We start from the raw sequence: 17034 nt of genomic DNA on the forward strand, positions 1-17034 counted from the left end.
ACAAGGCCAGAGCGTCAGCTCTGGCAATGAGTGAGATACTTATGCAATCAATTCCGATGACAGTACGAGGCGAAGAATTGCTTCGTGATGAACTGAATCATTTAAAAAAAGTTGTTCGCCCGAAAATCGTTGCAGATATTGCAGAAGCGCGTGAACACGGTGATTTGAAAGAAAATGCTGAATACCATGCTGCACGTGAGCAGCAAGGTTTTTGTGAAGGCCGAATTCAAGAAATTGAAGCTAAGCTTTCGACAGCACAAATCATCGACGTGACTAAAATGCAGAACAACGGCAAGGTTATTTTTGGTAGTACTGTGACTATTGTGAATGTAGATACAGACAAAGAAGTAACTTATCGTATCGTTGGTGACGACGAGGCCGATCTTAAGAACAACTTGATTTCTGTTAATTCACCGATTGCGCGTGGGTTAATCGGTAAAGAACTAGATGATACAGTGAATATTCAAACACCAAATGGTGCTGTTGAATATGAAATCATTGAAGTTGAATACAAGTAATCCTTTCTTTTAAAGCCTGCATCCGCGGGCTTTTTACTATAACAATCATTTCTACTTTTGCTGCTGTAATGCCGTGTAATTGCCATTTCTCTATATTCTTATAGCTTTGTGTGATGCCTGTATATTTTTGGTACAAACAATTTTAGGAGAAAAGGATGTCATTTGAAGTCGATCAATTCAAAACAGAAGGGTTTGAATTGTTTATATCGAGTTGGAAATCTAAGTTGGCAGGCGCTGGCGCGCGGGACCTCTCCCTGAATCAACATTGTTTTTGGCGTACCATGCGTAGTCGCTGTGCGATTGACCTTAGTAAGCAGAGTGAGCTTTTGCAAGGGGTGAGCTTAGCGAGATACGATACCTACCTTATTCTTACTGCTTTGTTGTATACCAACAGCTTATACGCAAGCTCTGATTTAATCATTGGTTATAACCTGCCAGGCCACTTTTTTACCAGTGAAAGCTCAGAAGCTCGACACAGTTTTTCTCGTGAGTTACTTAATTCGCTCAAGCTCACTCAGCCCTTGTTTTTGGTTGATGAATATTTTGAAAATTTTGAGTTCAATACGATTGCTTATGACAAGCTCAATGAGGCTAATCCCGTTTGGCATGATATAAGCAGCGAATTAGGCACTTTACCCAGTTTAGTAAATACCACCCGCTCAGAGCACCAGCTGTCCTTGAACCTATTACACTTTGTACCGAAGCTTTTCTCTGGTAAGCAGCTTGCCGAGCAAGTCAATTATTTAGTTGAGATTGAATAGGATTATACACATCTGACATAGTTTGAAACGAATTTGCTTTAGACTTTTAGTGCGAGCTTGTTACACTCGGATTGTTCCCAAAACCAATCAGGCACCGGTTCATAAATGATATGTTAGTATGAGCCGGTATCTTTATCAGGAGAATAACCATGAGTTTATTAAAAAGCGCATTGTTTAAGACGTTGAAAAATAAGTCTACTCAGCAAGTCGCTTCAGTGGTATTGGATAAGGCTATGAAGCAGGGAAAAGAATACCTAGATTCAAGAAACACCAGCAGTGGTAACGATACAGATGAGTTGCTGTTAGGGCTACAGCATTTATTAGCACAAAAACCAAATGACGGTGTTTATTCAATCACGCTATCCACTTATCGAGTGAGAGTAAAAATCACTTCTGGCGCCATTTCCCATATTGATAAGATCTAATTTATTCCACTCACTATAAATTTTTATTCCTTCTTTTCGTCAATTGGTTGGACTTTTAATCATAAAGATCAACCAATTGGGTGAATTTGTAACCAACGACCTTCCCCCTTTGGATACCCGCTTTTAAGATTATGGTGGCTTTTCCGTCGAGCCACTATTCCATAAAGTTATATAAAATATATTGTATACATTGTAATTTTAGTGTTAAAAACCTATAACCCAATCGGGTTTGGATACACAACAGGAAAGGTAAATGATGAAAATTACAAAACTCACTTTGGCGCTATCTGCGCTTACAGCAATAAATTCAGCCAACGCACATCAAGAATCACAGCGACTCTTTAAGCCGCTCGATGCATCGGTTCAAGTGGAAACGAACATTTCCCATGGCCATGAGCACAAAAATTTGCATGATAGAGCACCCGTTGCACATACACCAACTAGGAGCATGCCGCTGTTATCTGCTAAACACACGCCATTATTGCAAGCGATGGCAGTAAGCCAAAGTGAAGCGATTGCTGCATGTGATTTAAATAGCTTAGCAAGTGCGAGCAGTAGCCAAATTGTTACTGAAATAAAGCAACAGGGTACGAGCTGTATCAATGCTTTGTTCTCCGCTGACAGCAGCATCCAAACACAAGTATTCACTTCAGATAAAATGTACGCTGCGGCGCAAAATGCCAAATCGCTTTCGCAAAGCTATTCAGGCAACGGCAGTGCCGACCTCGAAGCGCTTTATTTATTTATTCGCGCTGGCTTTTATGTTGAGTTTTACAATGACCAGGTGACTTTTGCTACTTGGGTTAAGCCTGCGGTGAAAGATGCGTTGGATGCTTTTGTTGGTAATAGCCATTTCTACGACGACAATGATGCTCATGGTAAAGTACTCGGTGAGGCTATTACTACAATGGACTCATCGGAACTACAGGGGCACTATCTGCCAGTTGTAAAAGCATGGCTATCTAAATGGAATGAAAGCTACGCTCAGAAGTGGAATATGCGCAGTGCGGTAAACGGCATTTTCACTATCTTATATCGTGGTCAGTGGAATGATAACTTTGTCGCTTTGGTTAAAAACGATCAACAATTGGTGAGTTTACTAGGGAGCTTCACCGCACAAACTTGGATGGTAAATTCAGACTCTGAATATCTAATCATCAATGCTGCGAGCGAATTGGCTCGACTTAAATTATACAATGGTGCAGCTATTCAAGAGTCAGTCGACACGCAATTAACCGCTTTATTCTCGCGTTATAACAGTTATGGCTTTGGCGATGGTGTCTGGTTAGCTGCGGCTGATGTCGCGACCTATTATGCTGATTGTGGCCAGTTTGGTATTTGTAATTTTGATAAAGAACTTGAGAGCAAAGTACTTTCTCAACAACATAGTTGTAGCGATACAATAAAGATTAGAGCACAAGCACTCACCGCTCAGCAATTGACTTCAGCGTGTCAAACCATGGAAGCGGAAGAAGGGCGATTCCACACCATGCTGGAAACAGGCCGCTTACCGGTTGCCGATGATAACAATGATTTTCTGCAAGTGAATATCTTTAATAGCAGTGCAGACTATAAAAAATATGCCAAAGCCATTTTTAAAATCAGCACCGACAACGGTGGTATGTATTTAGAGGGTGATCCTAGCGATGTGAATAACGTTGCTAATTTTGTTGCATACGAGGCCAGTTATGCAAAGCCGGATCATTACATCTGGAACTTAGAGCATGAATACGTACATTATCTTGATGGGCGTTTTGACCTGTATGGTGACTTTAATGCTCCGACTAAGCCTATCGTCTGGTGGAGTGAAGGGGTGGCTGAGTACATTGCAAACCTCAATGATAATCAAGCCGCAATAGACACAATCAAAGATGGCTCAGTATATACGCTAGCCGAAATCTTCAGCACGACGTATGACGGTTTTGATCAAGATAGAATTTACCGTTGGGGTTATTTAGGGGTGAGATTCCTGTATGAAAAACACTTTGATGAAGTGCTCGCAATGCGACAGGAAACGCGACAAGCAAATTGGAATGCGTACCAAGCCCGTATGGACCGCCTCGCATCACAGTATCAATCAGAGTTTGTTCAATGGTGCAACGAGCTTGCTGCTGGTGGTCAGAATAACGCACCTACTTCAGAGGTTAATGGGCCATACTCTGGTGATGTTAATCAAGCGATACTATTTTCAAGCCAAGGTAGTGTCGACCCTGATGGTGATGTACTCACTTATCTGTGGCGTTTTGGTGATGGTAGCCAAAGTAATGAAGCCAATCCCACGCACAGTTATGTGCAAGCAGGCGAGTATCAAATTAGCTTAACGGTGAGCGATCCTAGCGGTTTGAATCACACTAGTAATACAGTGGCTACTGTAAGCGCAACGACTTCAAACAAACTACAGTCTGGCGTACCTGTCACGGTTGCGGGCGAGCAAGATGAACAAGTTGCATTTTCAATCGATGTCGCTGCTGGCACTGATAAATTAGTCATCAGCACGTCTGGAGGTACAGGTGATGCCGATCTTTACGTTAAGTTAGGCTCGGCGCCAACGTTCAGCGAATATGATTGCAGACCATACCAATCCGGTAACGAAGAGGTATGTGAAATCACTACACCTACCGCTGGCACCTATTACATTATGCTGCATGGTTATAATCGCTTTGAAAATGTGCAGTTGTTAGGAGAAATCGCAACAAATTCAACAATAGAGGACGTATGTCAGTCGCAGGGTAGTGTCTCTAATGGTAGATTAGCAGCGGATGAAACAATTTGCCTTGGAAGCCAAGAGCCGATGTGGTTTAGCCTTGAGAATGTAAGTGGTCAACAATCGGTGGTGATCAAAACAGCTCATGGTAGTGGTGATCTTGGGCTTGAATACAGCAATGCAGGATGGCCAAATGGCACTAATGTGGATGCAAGCTCGTTCAATCAAGGTAACCAAGAGTGCATTGAGATAAGTGTGCAATCTGAATATTGGGGATACTTGAAAGTGTCAGGCGCACCAACGGGGGCAGCGCTGAAAGTGTCTTATAACAAAGATGGTTGTCAGTAATTGCCTAATACTAAGGCAGACATAATGAAAGTAATAAAACGGGTGATAGAGATCACAGTTATTACTTGTTCATAATTTGTTTTTGTTATATTTTTGTAAAATAAGGGGCCTTTGGTCCCTTTGCTCATTTAAAAACATGTGAAAGGAATTAACCGATATGCCGAGAAGGAGCTAGGCTGTAGTTTTAGACTGTATTAAAAGTTTAGGTTAGACACGAGGCACTCAGTGTTAAAAAAGTACTTTATTGCCATTTCCACTTGGTTAATGGTGGCCTTTTCAGTGACAGCCGCTGAAACCCAAATTCTCTACGTATATCATCACAAGCCGCCCTATATTATTGATCTAGAATCGCAAAAAGGTCTTTATTTTGATTTAGCAAAACTTATTAATGCCGTGCAAAAAGAGCTGCAGGTAGAAGTACGTTTTGTACCACGTAAACGCTTAGATAAGCAGCTTGAACAGCAAACACTCAAAGGATTTATTTTAGGGGTAAACCCAGCTTGGTTTGATGACCGCAAAAAACAAAAGTATTTGTGGAGCGGCCCGTTAATGTATGACACGGACGAATTCGTCTCGCATGTAGAGCAACCGTTTGAGTATTATCACCCTAGCTCATTGTACGGTAATCAAGTTGGCGCCATTGCTGGGTACTACTATCGCCACTTGGACCAAGGAGTGGAGCAAGCCAATATCCAGCGAGTGAACGTAAATTCCGAAGAAGCTCTATTGGAGATGATCCTCAAAAGGCGGGTGAGTATTGCCATTGTCAGTCGCTCTACGACAGAATATCTTGTTGCTAAAAATGGTTGGAAGCGAGTGTTTCACTTTTCTCAAAATCCCCATGAAACCTATTTTAGAGCAATATTGGCGCCTAAAAATTCAGCATCGGATTTTGAGGCGCTACAACAGGTGTTAGATTCCAAGCCTTTCAAAAAGCAACTGGTGAAATTGCTTAAAAGCTACCATCTTGCTTATTGAAGTAAGGGGGAAAGGAGCGTAGTTATTCTGATTTCAGGTTAGATACATCGCTCCGGTACTTTAGTGATTACCAGCAATTATTACCAACTACCCGTGTTTTCCATTGACTGCCAAGGCTCAGCTGAAGGCAATGCATCACCTTGTTGGAGTAATTCGATCGAAATGCCATCTGGAGATTTAACAAATGCCATGTGACCACAGCGCGGTGGTCGGTTGATCACCACACCGGCATCTTGCAGCTTTTGGCAAAGTGCATAGATGTTTTCTACGGCAAAGGCCAAGTGGCCAAAATTACGACCACCAGTGTATTCTTCCGGATCCCAGTTATAGGTAAGTTCGATAGTAGGAGAAAAGCTTTGCTGCGCCTGCTCAACTTGATCAGGGGCGGCGAGATAAATTAAACTAAAACGGCCTTGTTCACTGTCATAACGTTTCACTTCAACGAGACCTAAGAGGTCGCAATAAAACTTCATGGATTCATCAAGATCACGTACTCGTACCATAGTATGTAAGTATTTCATTATGTATTCCGTTTAGACTCTAGTCAGCAAATTTTAAAGTGTTACACATCAGATTGAAAGGTCAACAGACCTCGGGCACCTAGATGAGCGGATAAAAAAGTAATTGATTTCTGGTAATTTTTAGCACTGCTAGTTAAGCTTTTGTGAGATTGAGAATTAACGATTCAAAAGGGCGCTCAATGATGGCAGAACTTCCTGAAGTAATAGATAGCATGACAGATATCGTTTCGTGTTTAAACACCAGCGAATCTTTGGAGCACTTCTTGTTGAATGTGCACTGTATTGTGCAAAAAATTACTTACGCGGACAATTTCTATGTGGTTTTGCAAAGACAAGATGGCGAGTTTGAATTTCCCTATTTCCATGATGTCAAAGACAGTATTTCGCTCGAGGAATTAAATAGCCTAACTAGCACAGAAATAGACAAAACGCTTACTAGTTATGCGCTGCGCTCTGACAGTGTAAAGAACTATTCTGAGCACGCTTTGATGGCACTGACCGAGAAAGGGGTTATTGAAATGTTAGGCAGTTTCCCCAAGCAATGGTTGTGCTTTCCGCTAATCAATCGCGACAAGCATTTAGGCGCGTTTGTGATCCAATCCTACCGTCGTAGCGATGAATACTCAGAAGCCATGGTGGATTTGTTGTATACCGTTAGTCATGTTATTGCGTCTGCGATGGATGCATTTGCAAACCAGCAAGCACTCATTGAAGCGAATACAGCCCTGAGAACCCATGAGCTTGAATTGGAAGCAATGGTAGAAAAACGCACCCATGAACTTAGTGTGAGTTTAGAAGAATTAAGAACAGAGGTCGAAAAGCGCAAATCACTTCAAGAAAAGCTAGAGTTTGATGCCTACCACGATAACCTTACGCAACTGGCGAACCGAAAATACCTTTTTAACGAGCTGAATAAAATGTCCGCTCGTTCGATGCGACAGCCAGTAAATGTATATTTAGGGTATCTCGATTTAGATAACTTCAAGCCGATCAATGATAATCACGGCCATCATAGTGGTGACGAGGTTTTGGTACATGTAGCAAGACGTCTGCAAGAAGCGTTACGAGAATATGATTTTGTGTGTCGTATTGGTGGAGATGAGTTTGTCTTTGTGATCAATGAAAAAATTGCCAGAGACTTGCTTGAAAGCTTAACAAATCGCCTGTTGAGCGTGATAAATGAAGATATCTTGCTTACCAATGGTGAGTTGGTCAATGTCGGGTGTAGCATCGGCATGGCGGTTTCTGAGAGCGTGGAATTCAGTGCGGAATCGTTATTAAAAGTAGCGGATCAAGCGCTATACGAGTCTAAAGGAAAGGGCAAGAATCAGGTCTCATTTAGCTTCAAATAACACTGAATATAAGATTAATATTTTGTTATTTATCATGTTTTTATAAAATTTCATGATATTGCTCGTTGCCCTTTGCTTTAAGCAGATGATTGATTTAGGATCAGGCTTTATAGTCAGAAAAACATGGACATTATGATCATCAGGCTGATCCTTATTGCACTGTTTTGTTTTGCTATGACGGCAAAAGCAGTAGAAGTTCAAAATTTATATGAAGCCTCGCTGAGTGTTAGCGACAAATCTCGCGCAACGCGAGCGCAAGCGAGCCAACAGGCATTATTAAAAGTGTTGCAAAAGCTCACAGGTAAAGCCGATGATTTTTCTCACCCTTCTATCCAAGCGAGCCTTAAGCGCATCTCAGATTACATGCTGAGATATGAATATTATGATCGACAAGGCGTAACCAAAATTAAGGTGGAGTTTGAGCCTGGTAAGGTCGAAGATCTAGTCAGAGAAGCTGGCCTACCGCTTTGGGGTAACCGCCGTCCTATGGTCGCGATTTGGATGGTGATTGAAGATAACTTCCGCCGAGAGTTTGTTACGCAAGAAAGTTACCCTCAACTCGAACGCCTGATTTATGACACCGCAGACGAATGGGGCGTGCCAGTGGTTGTTCCTTTGATGGATCTTGAAGATCGCAGCAATGTGAGTATCGCAGAGGTATGGGGAAACTTTTCTAATGAAGTTGAGGAAGCGTCATTGCGTTATGAGGCGGAGCGCGTTATCACCGCACGTTTGTTTCAGCCTGCCCATACAAATTCTTGGCAGCTAGACTGGCGCTACACTGATGCCGAATATTTTGAGCCTGAGCAGTATGTCGGTGACAAGCAGCAAGTTATTATTGATATGGTGAACCAGCTATCTAGCACCTTAGCTCAGAAATATGTTATCGATCCTAATCTCACTCTAGAAGCGCATCGAACTGAAATTGTGGTTGAGCAATTACAGTCATTTACGGATGTAGAAATGGCGAAGCGTCGTTTTCTATCTATGAGTACCGTGGTGGATGTTGATGTGATCTACCGTGCGAAAACAGCTGTGAAGTTTGCGATTGAACATACCTCAAGCGTATCAGACTTGCGTAAAACGATTGCATTGGAGCAAAGCTTTAAGGCGTACGAAGACCCGAGAGCCTATTATCAAATCGCAGACGACAACAACCTTAAATACAATTGGGTGGGTAAATAGGATGGAATCGCCACGTCAAATGGCGTTGCCAGTGACGCTGCCTGATGACGAAACCTTTGCCTCGTATTTTGGCGGCGAAGCTTCATTGGAAGTAAGCCACTTAAAAAATGGTCTTGCCCGTCGTTCAGCCGGATTTCAGTACACTTATCTGTGTGGATTGGCTGACTCTGGCAAGTCGCACTTGCTATATGCTACGTGCATTGAAGCGCAAGAGCTTGGACTCTCGACTATTTTATTGTCGATGCGAGAAGTGTTGGATTTTGGTCCGTTAGTGTTAGATGGGCTCGATGCATTGGATGTAGTTTGTATAGACGATGTGCATTTGGTTGCAGGAGATGAAGCGTGGGAAAAAGCCTTATTTAACTTTTTCAATCGTTTTAATGAAAAAGGCAAATGCCTTGTGGTTACTGCCGATCTGTTGCCCAACATGCTGAATTTGTCACTGCCAGACTTAGAATCGCGTCTAACCTGGGGAACGACCTTTCAGATCCGCTCGATGAGTGATGATGATAAAGCCGAAGCCTTAGTAAAAAGAGCACACATGCGTGGCCTTGAGCTCTCCGATGAATGTGCGCGATTTTTGCTCACGAGATTGAGTCGTGATATGCGCGCGTTACTTGATGTATTGGATAAACTCGATCACGCATCCATGGCTGCGCAAAGAAAGTTAACAATTCCTTTTATAAAAGCCACTTTAAAGCTGTAACAGGGCTAGAATATCGCCTTGCAATTCAGTTATCATAAGAGATTAAATAACAGCAAATTACCTCAGCAAAGATCAGGTAGACAATGAATTTAGAAAATATTTTAGCGCAAGCGCTTGAAGCCGTTGAGCAGGCAAGCGAAATTGCGCACCTTGAGGAAGTTAGAGTTAACTACCTTGGTAAAAAAGGTGAGATCACAGGTCTTCTTAAAACGCTAGGCAAACTAGCACCAGAAGAGCGTAAAGATGCAGGTCAAGTGATTAACCAAGCTAAGACCCAAGTACAAGATGCGATTACGGTAAAACGTGAAGCGTTAGCCAATGCAGCACTTGAGCAGAAGCTAGCAGCTGAGACGATTGATGTGACGTTGCCGGGTCGTACAATGCCAGCTGGTGGCCTTCACCCCGTTACTCGCACCATAGAGCGTATTGAGCAGTTTTTTGGTGAGCTAGGATTTGCTGTTAAATCTGGCCCAGAGGTTGAAGATGACTTTCATAACTTTGACGCGCTAAATATTCCAGAGCACCACCCAGCGCGTGCCGATCATGATACTTTCTATTTCAATCCTAAATTGGTACTACGTACACAAACCAGTGGCGTTCAGATCCGTACTATGGAAGCTGAGCAGCCGCCTTTGCGAATTATCTCGCCAGGTCGTGTATACCGTAACGATTACGATCAAACACATACGCCAATGTTCCACCAAGTTGAAGGCTTGATGGTAGACACTAACGTAAGCTTTACAGAACTTAAAGGGATTTTGCACGATTTCCTACGCAACTTCTTTGAAGAAGATATGGAGATTCGCTTCCGTCCTTCATACTTCCCATTTACAGAACCTTCAGCTGAGGTGGACGTAAAAGGTAAAAATGGTAAATGGCTTGAAGTACTAGGCTGCGGCATGGTGCACCCGAACGTACTGCGCTCGGTAGGCATTGACCCTGAAAAATACACTGGTTTCGCCTTTGGTATGGGGGTTGAGCGTTTGACGATGTTACGTTATGGCGTAACTGACTTAAGAGCTTTCTTCGAAAACGACTTAAAATTCCTAAACCAATTCAGATAAGAGCGACAAAAGTATGAAATTCAGTGAAAAGTGGTTACGCGAGTGGGTCAATCCAGCAATTGATACTGATGCGCTATCTGAGCAATTATCAATGGCGGGTTTAGAAGTTGATGGTGTAGACCCTGTTGCCGGTGACTTCCAAGGTGTGGTGATCGGTGAAGTGGTTGAATGTGGTCAACACCCAGACGCTGACAAACTTAGAGTAACAAAAGTAAACGTAGGCGAAGACGAACTACTAGATATTGTCTGTGGTGCCGCTAACTGCCGTGCCGGTTTAAAAGTGGCGGTTGCTAAAGTGGGCGCAACGCTTCCAGGCGATTTCAAAATTAAGAAAGCTAAACTTCGCGGTCAGCCGTCTCACGGTATGCTGTGTGCGTTTGAAGAGCTTGGTATGGCGGAAAGTTCAGACGGTATTTTAGAACTCCCTATGGATGCGCCAATCGGTCAAGATATTCGTGAATACTTCGGCTTGAACGATGTAACGATTGATGTCGATTTAACGGCTAATCGTAGCGACTGTTTAGGGATCAAAGGTCTGGCTCGTGAAGTTGGAGTACTAAACAGCATCGACGTAACAGAAGTTGCTATCACGCCAGTTACGCCAACGATTGATGATAAAATCTCTATTGAACTGGTAAACAGCGAAGCATGTCCACGCTACTTAGGTCGTGTGATCAAGGGCGTTAATGTTAAAGCAGAGACCCCTTTTTGGATGGTAGAAAAACTGCGCCGCTGCGGTGTACGCTCAATTGACCCAGTTGTTGATGTTACGAACTACGTATTGCTTGAGCTAGGTCACCCTATGCACGCGTTCGATTTAAGCCAAATCGAAGGTGGAATTAAAGTACGTAATGCCTTTGAGAATGAAGAGCTAGTATTGTTAGACGGCAACACGGCGAAGCTTAATCCATCAACACTACTGATTGCTGATGATAATAAAGCACTTGCGATGGCAGGTATTTTTGGTGGCGAACAGTCAGGTGTTAGTGACGAGACAAAAGACATCTTGTTAGAAAGCGCGTTCTTTGCACCGCTTGCGATTGCAGGCCAGGCTCGCAGCTACGGTTTGCATACTGATGCATCGCACCGTTATGAGCGTGGTGTAGACCCGGTACTGCAGCGTGATGCGATGGAAAGAGCAACAGGCTTGCTACTTGAAATCGTTGGCGGTGAAGCAGGGCCGATTGTTGAAGCTGTGTCAGAAACTGATTTACCAAAAGAGCGTCAAGTCACTTTACGCCGTGAGCGTTTAGACCGCGTGATCGGTTATCATATCGAAGATGCTAAAGTATCAGACATCTTAACACGTCTGGGCTTAGCGGTAACATTTGCAGGTGGCCAGTGGCAAGCTCAAGTACCAAGCTATCGCTTCGACATTAGTATTGAAGAAGACTTAATTGAAGAAGTTGCGCGCGTATTTGGCTACAACAATATTCCAAATGTGGCGCCAACCGCTGCGTTAAAGATGACAGATCATCAAGAAGCACGTTTGCCTGTAGCGTGTTTTAGAGATGAGTTAGTAAGCCGTGGTTATCAAGAAGCCATCACATATAGCTTCGTTGATCCAAAAGCACAACAGCAGTTACACCCAGAAGCAGATGCATTAATTCTTCCGCATCCAATTTCGGTTGAAATGTCAGCAATGCGTGTAAGCCTGATGACAGGCTTGATCAATGCGGTTTCTTATAACCAAAACCGCCAACAGTCACGTATTCGCTTATTCGAAACGGGCCTTAAGTTTATCAAAGACGACAACGCAGAAAACGGCGTACGTCAAACCGCTGTGATCGGTGGCATCGCGTATGGTAACACGCATAACGAACATTGGTCTGTGCCTTCACGTAAAGTTGATTTCTTTGATGTGAAAGGCGATGTAGAAGCTTTGCTTGCGCTTTGTAACGACAAAGCACGCTTTAGTTTTAAAGCAGAAGCGAGCGATGGTTTGCACCCAGGTCAATCAGCTGCAATTTATGCAGACGGTAAAAAGGTTGGTTTCATCGGTGCAGTTCACCCTCAGCTATTAAAGCCGTTAGAACTTAAAGATACGCCATATGTATTTGAAATCGACATGGCTGCTTTAGAAAATCGCCAGCTTCCAGAAGCTGTTAGTATCTCGAAATTCCCATCAAATAGAAGAGATATTGCTATTTTAGTTGCAGATGACGTAAAAATAGGCGATATTTTAGAGTGCATTGAGAAAGTTGGCGGAAATCAATTAGTTGACCTAAACTTATTCGATGTGTACAAAGGGCAAGGGGTTGAACCTGATCATAAGAGTTTAGCCATTGCTCTAACATTGCAAGCGGTTGATAGAACGCTCGAAGAGAAAGACATCAACGCGGTTGTAGAAAACGTGGTGGCCGAACTGGCCAAACAATTCAATGCATCGTTGAGGGACTAGATATGGCGCTTACTAAAGCCGACATAGCTGAACACCTATTTGAAAAACTGGGGATCAATAAGAAAGATGCCAAAGACTTAGTTGAAGCGTTTTTTGAAGAAATCCGCTCAGCGCTAGAAAACGGCGAGCAAGTGAAGCTCTCCGGGTTTGGTAACTTTGACCTTCGCGACAAGAAGGAACGCCCAGGTAGGAACCCAAAAACTGGGGAAGATATTCCTATCTCTGCGCGACGCGTGGTAACTTTTAGGCCTGGCCAAAAGTTAAAAACTCGTGTTGAGGTCGGCACAAGCAAAAACTTGTAATATAAGAAAGCCTTGGTGGTGATACCAAGGCTTTTTTTATATTGAAATAGTTTTGTCACATATTCAAGCTACACTCTGCGCCTGTTTGCGTTCCGTGGAGTGAGGAGCTTATGCGAGGAGCACACTCCTTAAGCAAGTTGTTTAAGAATATCTTTATTGCTTGGTTGTCTTGCACCTTTGTATTTTCAATTGTGGCCGCCTTCACTTATGTGCATCAAAAAGAGACCGCTAAATCCAATCTTGTCACCGTAGCGAGTCGAATCGTATCTGACATCAACAAAGAGTTTGTCGTTGTAGACGATACCTTAAAACATGCCATCCACCTTTCTCCAAATTGTGACCCTGACGGTCTACACTACATGCGTAGATTGGTTTTTGAAAACCCTGGCATGAGCGAGATAGGGATCGTAGATAGTAAAGGGAAATTGGTCTGCAATTCTTTTGGGCAACTCACTCCACCTGTGAATACCAGTGCCCCAATAAAAAAGCCCGGACTTAGATACTATGGCCCAATCATTACCGACTATTTAGAACTTCCAGCCTTTGTTTTAGCGCGCACGAGAGACGATGGTTATGAGGTAAATGTGTTGATGCCGGATCATTGGCTAAAGAGTATGCTTGATATCTCGGCTCATCATAATACCGATTTTGCTGCCTTGGTCGACAATAGCACGGGTGTGCCGGTTTTTCTAAATGGTAAATACGCTTTACCAATCCGCCAAAAACTATTTCCAACTGCTAATAGCCGCGCGGTAGAGGGACTATTTGATGATGCAAAGGTAAAGTTTGCGTACGTTGCAGCTATTCCGAGTTTGCCGCAGATGAGCTTAATCATTGCAAAAAATGATGAGCAACTAGTGAGTCTAGGGTGGCTGTGGCTAGTACTTTGGAGTGTGTTGTATTGCGCCTCTTGGGTTGGCCTCACGTTGTTATTGATCAGCTATGACAAGCGCCAGCTAAGCAGTAAAACACAAATATTAAGAGCATTGGCAAATGATGAGTTATTTAACGTGTATCAACCTCTTGTTAATGCACAGATGCCATCGATAGTGGGCGTGGAAGTACTCATTCGTTGGCGTCATCCACTTGAAGGTGTGCTCGGCCCCGCTTACTTTGTGCCAGAGGCTGAGCGTGATGGTACTATTTTAGATATCTCGATAGCACAAGTCGAAAATGCTGTGCGTGATTTGACGGACATCTTAGTCGCTCAGCCAGACTTTAAGGTGTCTTTTAACGTTAATGGTTTACTTCTGGGCTCTAAACGCTATATCGATACCTTACTTGCTGCAAAAAACCAAATATCCTCGTTGACTATTGAATTAACCGAGCGTGACGTGCTGACGCAGGCTCAAACGAAAACGGTACTAACCGAGCTCAAACGTGCTGGAATAGAAATCGCGATTGATGATTTTGGTACGGGGTATAGTGGTTTGCAGTACTTACAAAGTTTTCCGATCGACCTGCTAAAAATAGATCAGAGCTTTGTTGCATCAATTGGCCTAGATACTTTGCAATCCCCGGTTTTATCGGCCGTGATTGATATGGCGGAAAAGCTGGATAAAAAACTGATTGCTGAAGGGGTAGAAACCCAAGCTCAAGCTCGTTATCTCAAAAGTCGAGGGGTGAATATTCATCAAGGTTGGCTTTATTTCAAAGCACTGGAACTGCCCCAACTACAGCGTGAGATAGGTAAAGTGTTAGATAACAAAAGAGCGGCTTAACCGCTCTTATTTAACCAAAGCTCAGAAAAAGGCCCAACTATTATACAACCTCAGCGAAGTAGCAACCAAATGCATCAAGTGTTAGTGCATTTGCGCTCGCCGTGCCGCTTAGGTGCTTCAGATCGCACTGCCTCAATGTAACTTCAGGAAGTGTCACGCTTTGTTGAGTAGCTGCTAAGTTGAATGCGCACAGCAGTGTTTGGGTTTGTGTTTTACGGTAAAAAGCTAACACCGGCTCTGGGGTATCAATAAACTCAATGTCACCTGTTTTTAGTGCAGGTTGCGCATTTCTCCACTGTAAAAAGGCTTGATAGTAGCTGAGCGTTGAATTGCTATCTACTGCTTGTTCGTCTACTGCTCGTAGAGCATGTGCTTCAGAAACTGGTAACCAAGGCTTAGACACTGAGAAGCCAGCATTGGTTTTTGCCTTCGTCCACGGAAGCGGAGTTCTACAGCCATCACGGCCTTTAAAGTTTGGCCAAAAGGTAATGCCATATGGGTCCTGCAGCTCTTCGAAGGCAACGGCGGCTTCGCCAAGTCCTAATTCTTCGCCTTGATACATACAGACGCTACCGCGCAATGAACCGAGAAGGGCGGTGAGCATTTTTACCTGTGTATCGTTTACCTTGCCATCTACACTCCAGCGACTAGCTACCCGTTCTACATCGTGATTTGCAAACGCCCAACATGGCCAACCTTCGGTCATGACTGACTCTAGGCGAGAAACCGTTTCTCTGATGTACTTTGCACTATAGTCGTTAGTTAGCAGCTCAAAGCTATAACCCATGTGTAGCTTGTTACCATCGGCCGTGTACTCTGCCATTGTTTGCAAAGAGTCTTCTGAGCTTATCTCACCTAAGCTAACTGTGCCTGGGTATCTATCTAATAAGGCACGGATCTCTTCCATGAACAGTAAGTTTTCAGGTTGCGTATTGTTGTAATAATGGTACTGAAAAGCATAAGGGTTGTCTTCGCTAAAGCCACGACCTTGACGAAGCTCAATAGGTTTAGCTGGATTATCCCTAAGCTGCTTATCGTGAAAACAGAAGTTGATTGCATCTAGTCTAAATCCATCAACGCCTTTTTTAAGCCAAAATTCGACGTTATCTAGTACGGCTTTACGTACTTCAGGATGATGAAAGTTAAGATCCGGCTGCTCAGTGAGGAAGTTATGCAGGTAATATTGGCAACGTCTAGGCTCCCACTGCCAGGCGACACCACCAAAAATGGATAGCCAATTGTTTGGTGGACTGCCGTCTGGATTGGCATCGGCCCATACATACCATTCTGCTTTGTCGTTTGTTTTGTCTTCACGACTTTCGACAAACCAAGGGTGTTGATTTGAGGTATGACTAAGTACTTGATCAATAATGATCTTAATATCACGATTATGTGCTTCGCTGATAAGCGTGTCAAAATCGTCGAGTGTACCAAACATAGGATCTATATCGCGATAGTCGCTAATATCATAGCCAAAGTCTTTCATTGGTGACTTAAAAAATGGTGAAATCCATACTGCATCAACACCAAGCGATTTAATGTAGTCTAGTCGCTGAATAATACCCTGTAAGTCGCCAATACCATCTGCATTACTGTCCTGAAAGCTACGCGGATATATTTGATAGATAACCGCGCCTTTCCACCATTCATTATTTGCCATGCACTTTCTCCAGGCTATGTGCGTGTTTGTTCTTTGGCAGTGCTGAGTATCAAGTAAATACTATGCTAGGCACTTTCACCACTAGTTTTGCCAAAGAATACGTCATGCTCATGGGGCTGTAAAAAACCTGCATACGTATGCAGACTTTGTTGGGTAAGTTTATGATAAGTCATTTACATAATTTTATTTTATAAAATAAATTTACCAATATTGGCCTTTAAAAAGGAATAACCATACAAATGAAGCTTTTCGAGAGAGAATTTTTGGTAAGACCAATTTAACTTGGGTATGACTAGTGATGACATGTTGAGGATATTTTGATGCTCAGCCGACAATAATAGCCCATGAAAGTTAAGATTTAGTGAAATTAAAGCAGGTAAATAAATGC

Annotated in this window: 14 protein-coding genes; 12 read left to right on the plus strand and 2 right to left on the minus strand. The window is 43.1% G+C overall.

From position 1 onward, the window contains the following. The first annotated feature begins 41 nt into the window (after positions 1 to 41). The 5 genes from greA to GSF04_RS12155 all read left to right on the plus strand — a co-directional run bounded on the left by greA (position 42) and on the right by GSF04_RS12155 (position 5734). Positions 42 to 518, plus strand: a complete 477-nt coding sequence (gene greA / locus GSF04_RS12135; protein WP_010377973.1) for a transcription elongation factor GreA — start codon at positions 42 to 44, stop codon at positions 516 to 518. Positions 519 to 673: 155 nt separating this feature from the next. Further along, complete coding sequence (locus GSF04_RS12140) at positions 674 to 1279, plus strand: hypothetical protein (protein ID WP_211859641.1); 606 nt, start codon at positions 674 to 676, stop codon at positions 1277 to 1279. 149 nt (positions 1280 to 1428) lie between these two features. Beyond that, positions 1429 to 1704, plus strand: coding sequence for a hypothetical protein (locus GSF04_RS12145; RefSeq protein ID WP_039495521.1), 276 nt, complete (start codon positions 1429 to 1431; stop codon positions 1702 to 1704). 253 nt (positions 1705 to 1957) lie between these two features. Continuing rightward, positions 1958 to 4756: a collagenase gene (locus tag GSF04_RS12150; protein ID WP_211859642.1), complete on the plus strand. Its 2799-nt coding sequence runs from the start codon at positions 1958 to 1960 to the stop codon at positions 4754 to 4756. 225 nt (positions 4757 to 4981) lie between these two features. Next, positions 4982 to 5734, plus strand: coding sequence for a transporter substrate-binding domain-containing protein (locus GSF04_RS12155; protein ID WP_193521821.1), 753 nt, complete (start codon positions 4982 to 4984; stop codon positions 5732 to 5734). Between the two features lie 80 nt (positions 5735 to 5814). Here GSF04_RS12155 and GSF04_RS12160 read toward each other — a convergent pair whose 3' ends face one another. Continuing rightward, positions 5815 to 6255: a VOC family protein gene (locus tag GSF04_RS12160; RefSeq protein ID WP_130126509.1), complete on the minus strand. Its 441-nt coding sequence runs from the start codon at positions 6253 to 6255 to the stop codon at positions 5815 to 5817. Positions 6256 to 6434: 179 nt separating this feature from the next. Here GSF04_RS12160 and GSF04_RS12165 point away from each other — a divergent pair, with 179 nt between their 5' ends. The 7 genes from GSF04_RS12165 (at position 6435) to GSF04_RS12195 (ending at position 14986) form a co-directional block, all read left to right on the plus strand. Beyond that, a complete protein-coding gene (locus tag GSF04_RS12165; protein WP_211859643.1) occupies positions 6435 to 7607 on the plus strand; it encodes a sensor domain-containing diguanylate cyclase in 1173 nt (390 codons plus the stop codon). A gap of 123 nt (positions 7608 to 7730) precedes the next feature. Further along, complete coding sequence (locus GSF04_RS12170) at positions 7731 to 8792, plus strand: DUF2066 domain-containing protein (protein ID WP_211859644.1); 1062 nt, start codon at positions 7731 to 7733, stop codon at positions 8790 to 8792. Between the two features lies 1 nt (position 8793). Further along, entirely contained in the window at positions 8794 to 9498 is a 705-nt protein-coding gene (gene hda, locus GSF04_RS12175) for a DnaA inactivator Hda (protein WP_211859645.1), read from the plus strand. Positions 9499 to 9581: 83 nt separating this feature from the next. Next, a complete protein-coding gene (pheS, locus tag GSF04_RS12180) occupies positions 9582 to 10562 on the plus strand; it encodes a phenylalanine--tRNA ligase subunit alpha (protein ID WP_010604038.1) in 981 nt (326 codons plus the stop codon). Between the two features lie 13 nt (positions 10563 to 10575). Then, entirely contained in the window at positions 10576 to 12963 is a 2388-nt protein-coding gene (gene pheT, locus GSF04_RS12185; protein WP_211859646.1) for a phenylalanine--tRNA ligase subunit beta, read from the plus strand. A 2-nt stretch (positions 12964 to 12965) separates the two neighbouring features. After that, positions 12966 to 13265 (plus strand): integration host factor subunit alpha, encoded by a 300-nt coding sequence (ihfA, locus tag GSF04_RS12190; protein WP_010377997.1) that lies wholly within the window; start codon positions 12966 to 12968, stop codon positions 13263 to 13265. Positions 13266 to 13375: 110 nt separating this feature from the next. Then, on the plus strand, positions 13376 to 14986 hold the full coding sequence (locus GSF04_RS12195; RefSeq protein WP_211859647.1) for an EAL domain-containing protein: 1611 nt from the start codon (positions 13376 to 13378) through the stop codon (positions 14984 to 14986). Positions 14987 to 15026: 40 nt separating this feature from the next. On the opposite strand, the gene GSF04_RS12200 is transcribed toward GSF04_RS12195, so the two are convergent. Next, complete coding sequence (locus tag GSF04_RS12200; RefSeq protein ID WP_211859648.1) at positions 15027 to 16646, minus strand: alpha-glucosidase family protein; 1620 nt, start codon at positions 16644 to 16646, stop codon at positions 15027 to 15029. Positions 16647 to 17034 lie beyond the last annotated feature (388 nt).

The organism is Pseudoalteromonas sp. A22 (genome assembly GCF_018141345.1).
Classification (GTDB): Bacteria; Pseudomonadota; Gammaproteobacteria; order Enterobacterales; family Alteromonadaceae; genus Pseudoalteromonas; species Pseudoalteromonas maricaloris.

Coding starts and splice junctions, on each gene's coding strand:
- greA (WP_010377973.1), top strand. CDS start 42: ATGCAATCAATTCCGATGACAGTACGAGGCGAAGAATTGCTTCGTGAT.
- GSF04_RS12140 (WP_211859641.1), top strand. CDS start 674: ATGTCATTTGAAGTCGATCAATTCAAAACAGAAGGGTTTGAATTGTTT.
- GSF04_RS12145 (WP_039495521.1), top strand. CDS start 1,429: ATGAGTTTATTAAAAAGCGCATTGTTTAAGACGTTGAAAAATAAGTCT.
- GSF04_RS12150 (WP_211859642.1), top strand. CDS start 1,958: ATGATGAAAATTACAAAACTCACTTTGGCGCTATCTGCGCTTACAGCA.
- GSF04_RS12160 (WP_130126509.1), bottom strand. CDS start 6,255: ATGAAATACTTACATACTATGGTACGAGTACGTGATCTTGATGAATCC.
- GSF04_RS12165 (WP_211859643.1), top strand. CDS start 6,435: ATGATGGCAGAACTTCCTGAAGTAATAGATAGCATGACAGATATCGTT.
- GSF04_RS12170 (WP_211859644.1), top strand. CDS start 7,731: ATGGACATTATGATCATCAGGCTGATCCTTATTGCACTGTTTTGTTTT.
- hda (WP_211859645.1), top strand. CDS start 8,794: ATGGAATCGCCACGTCAAATGGCGTTGCCAGTGACGCTGCCTGATGAC.
- pheS (WP_010604038.1), top strand. CDS start 9,582: ATGAATTTAGAAAATATTTTAGCGCAAGCGCTTGAAGCCGTTGAGCAG.
- pheT (WP_211859646.1), top strand. CDS start 10,576: ATGAAATTCAGTGAAAAGTGGTTACGCGAGTGGGTCAATCCAGCAATT.
- ihfA (WP_010377997.1), top strand. CDS start 12,966: ATGGCGCTTACTAAAGCCGACATAGCTGAACACCTATTTGAAAAACTG.
- GSF04_RS12195 (WP_211859647.1), top strand. CDS start 13,376: ATGCGAGGAGCACACTCCTTAAGCAAGTTGTTTAAGAATATCTTTATT.
- GSF04_RS12200 (WP_211859648.1), bottom strand. CDS start 16,646: ATGGCAAATAATGAATGGTGGAAAGGCGCGGTTATCTATCAAATATAT.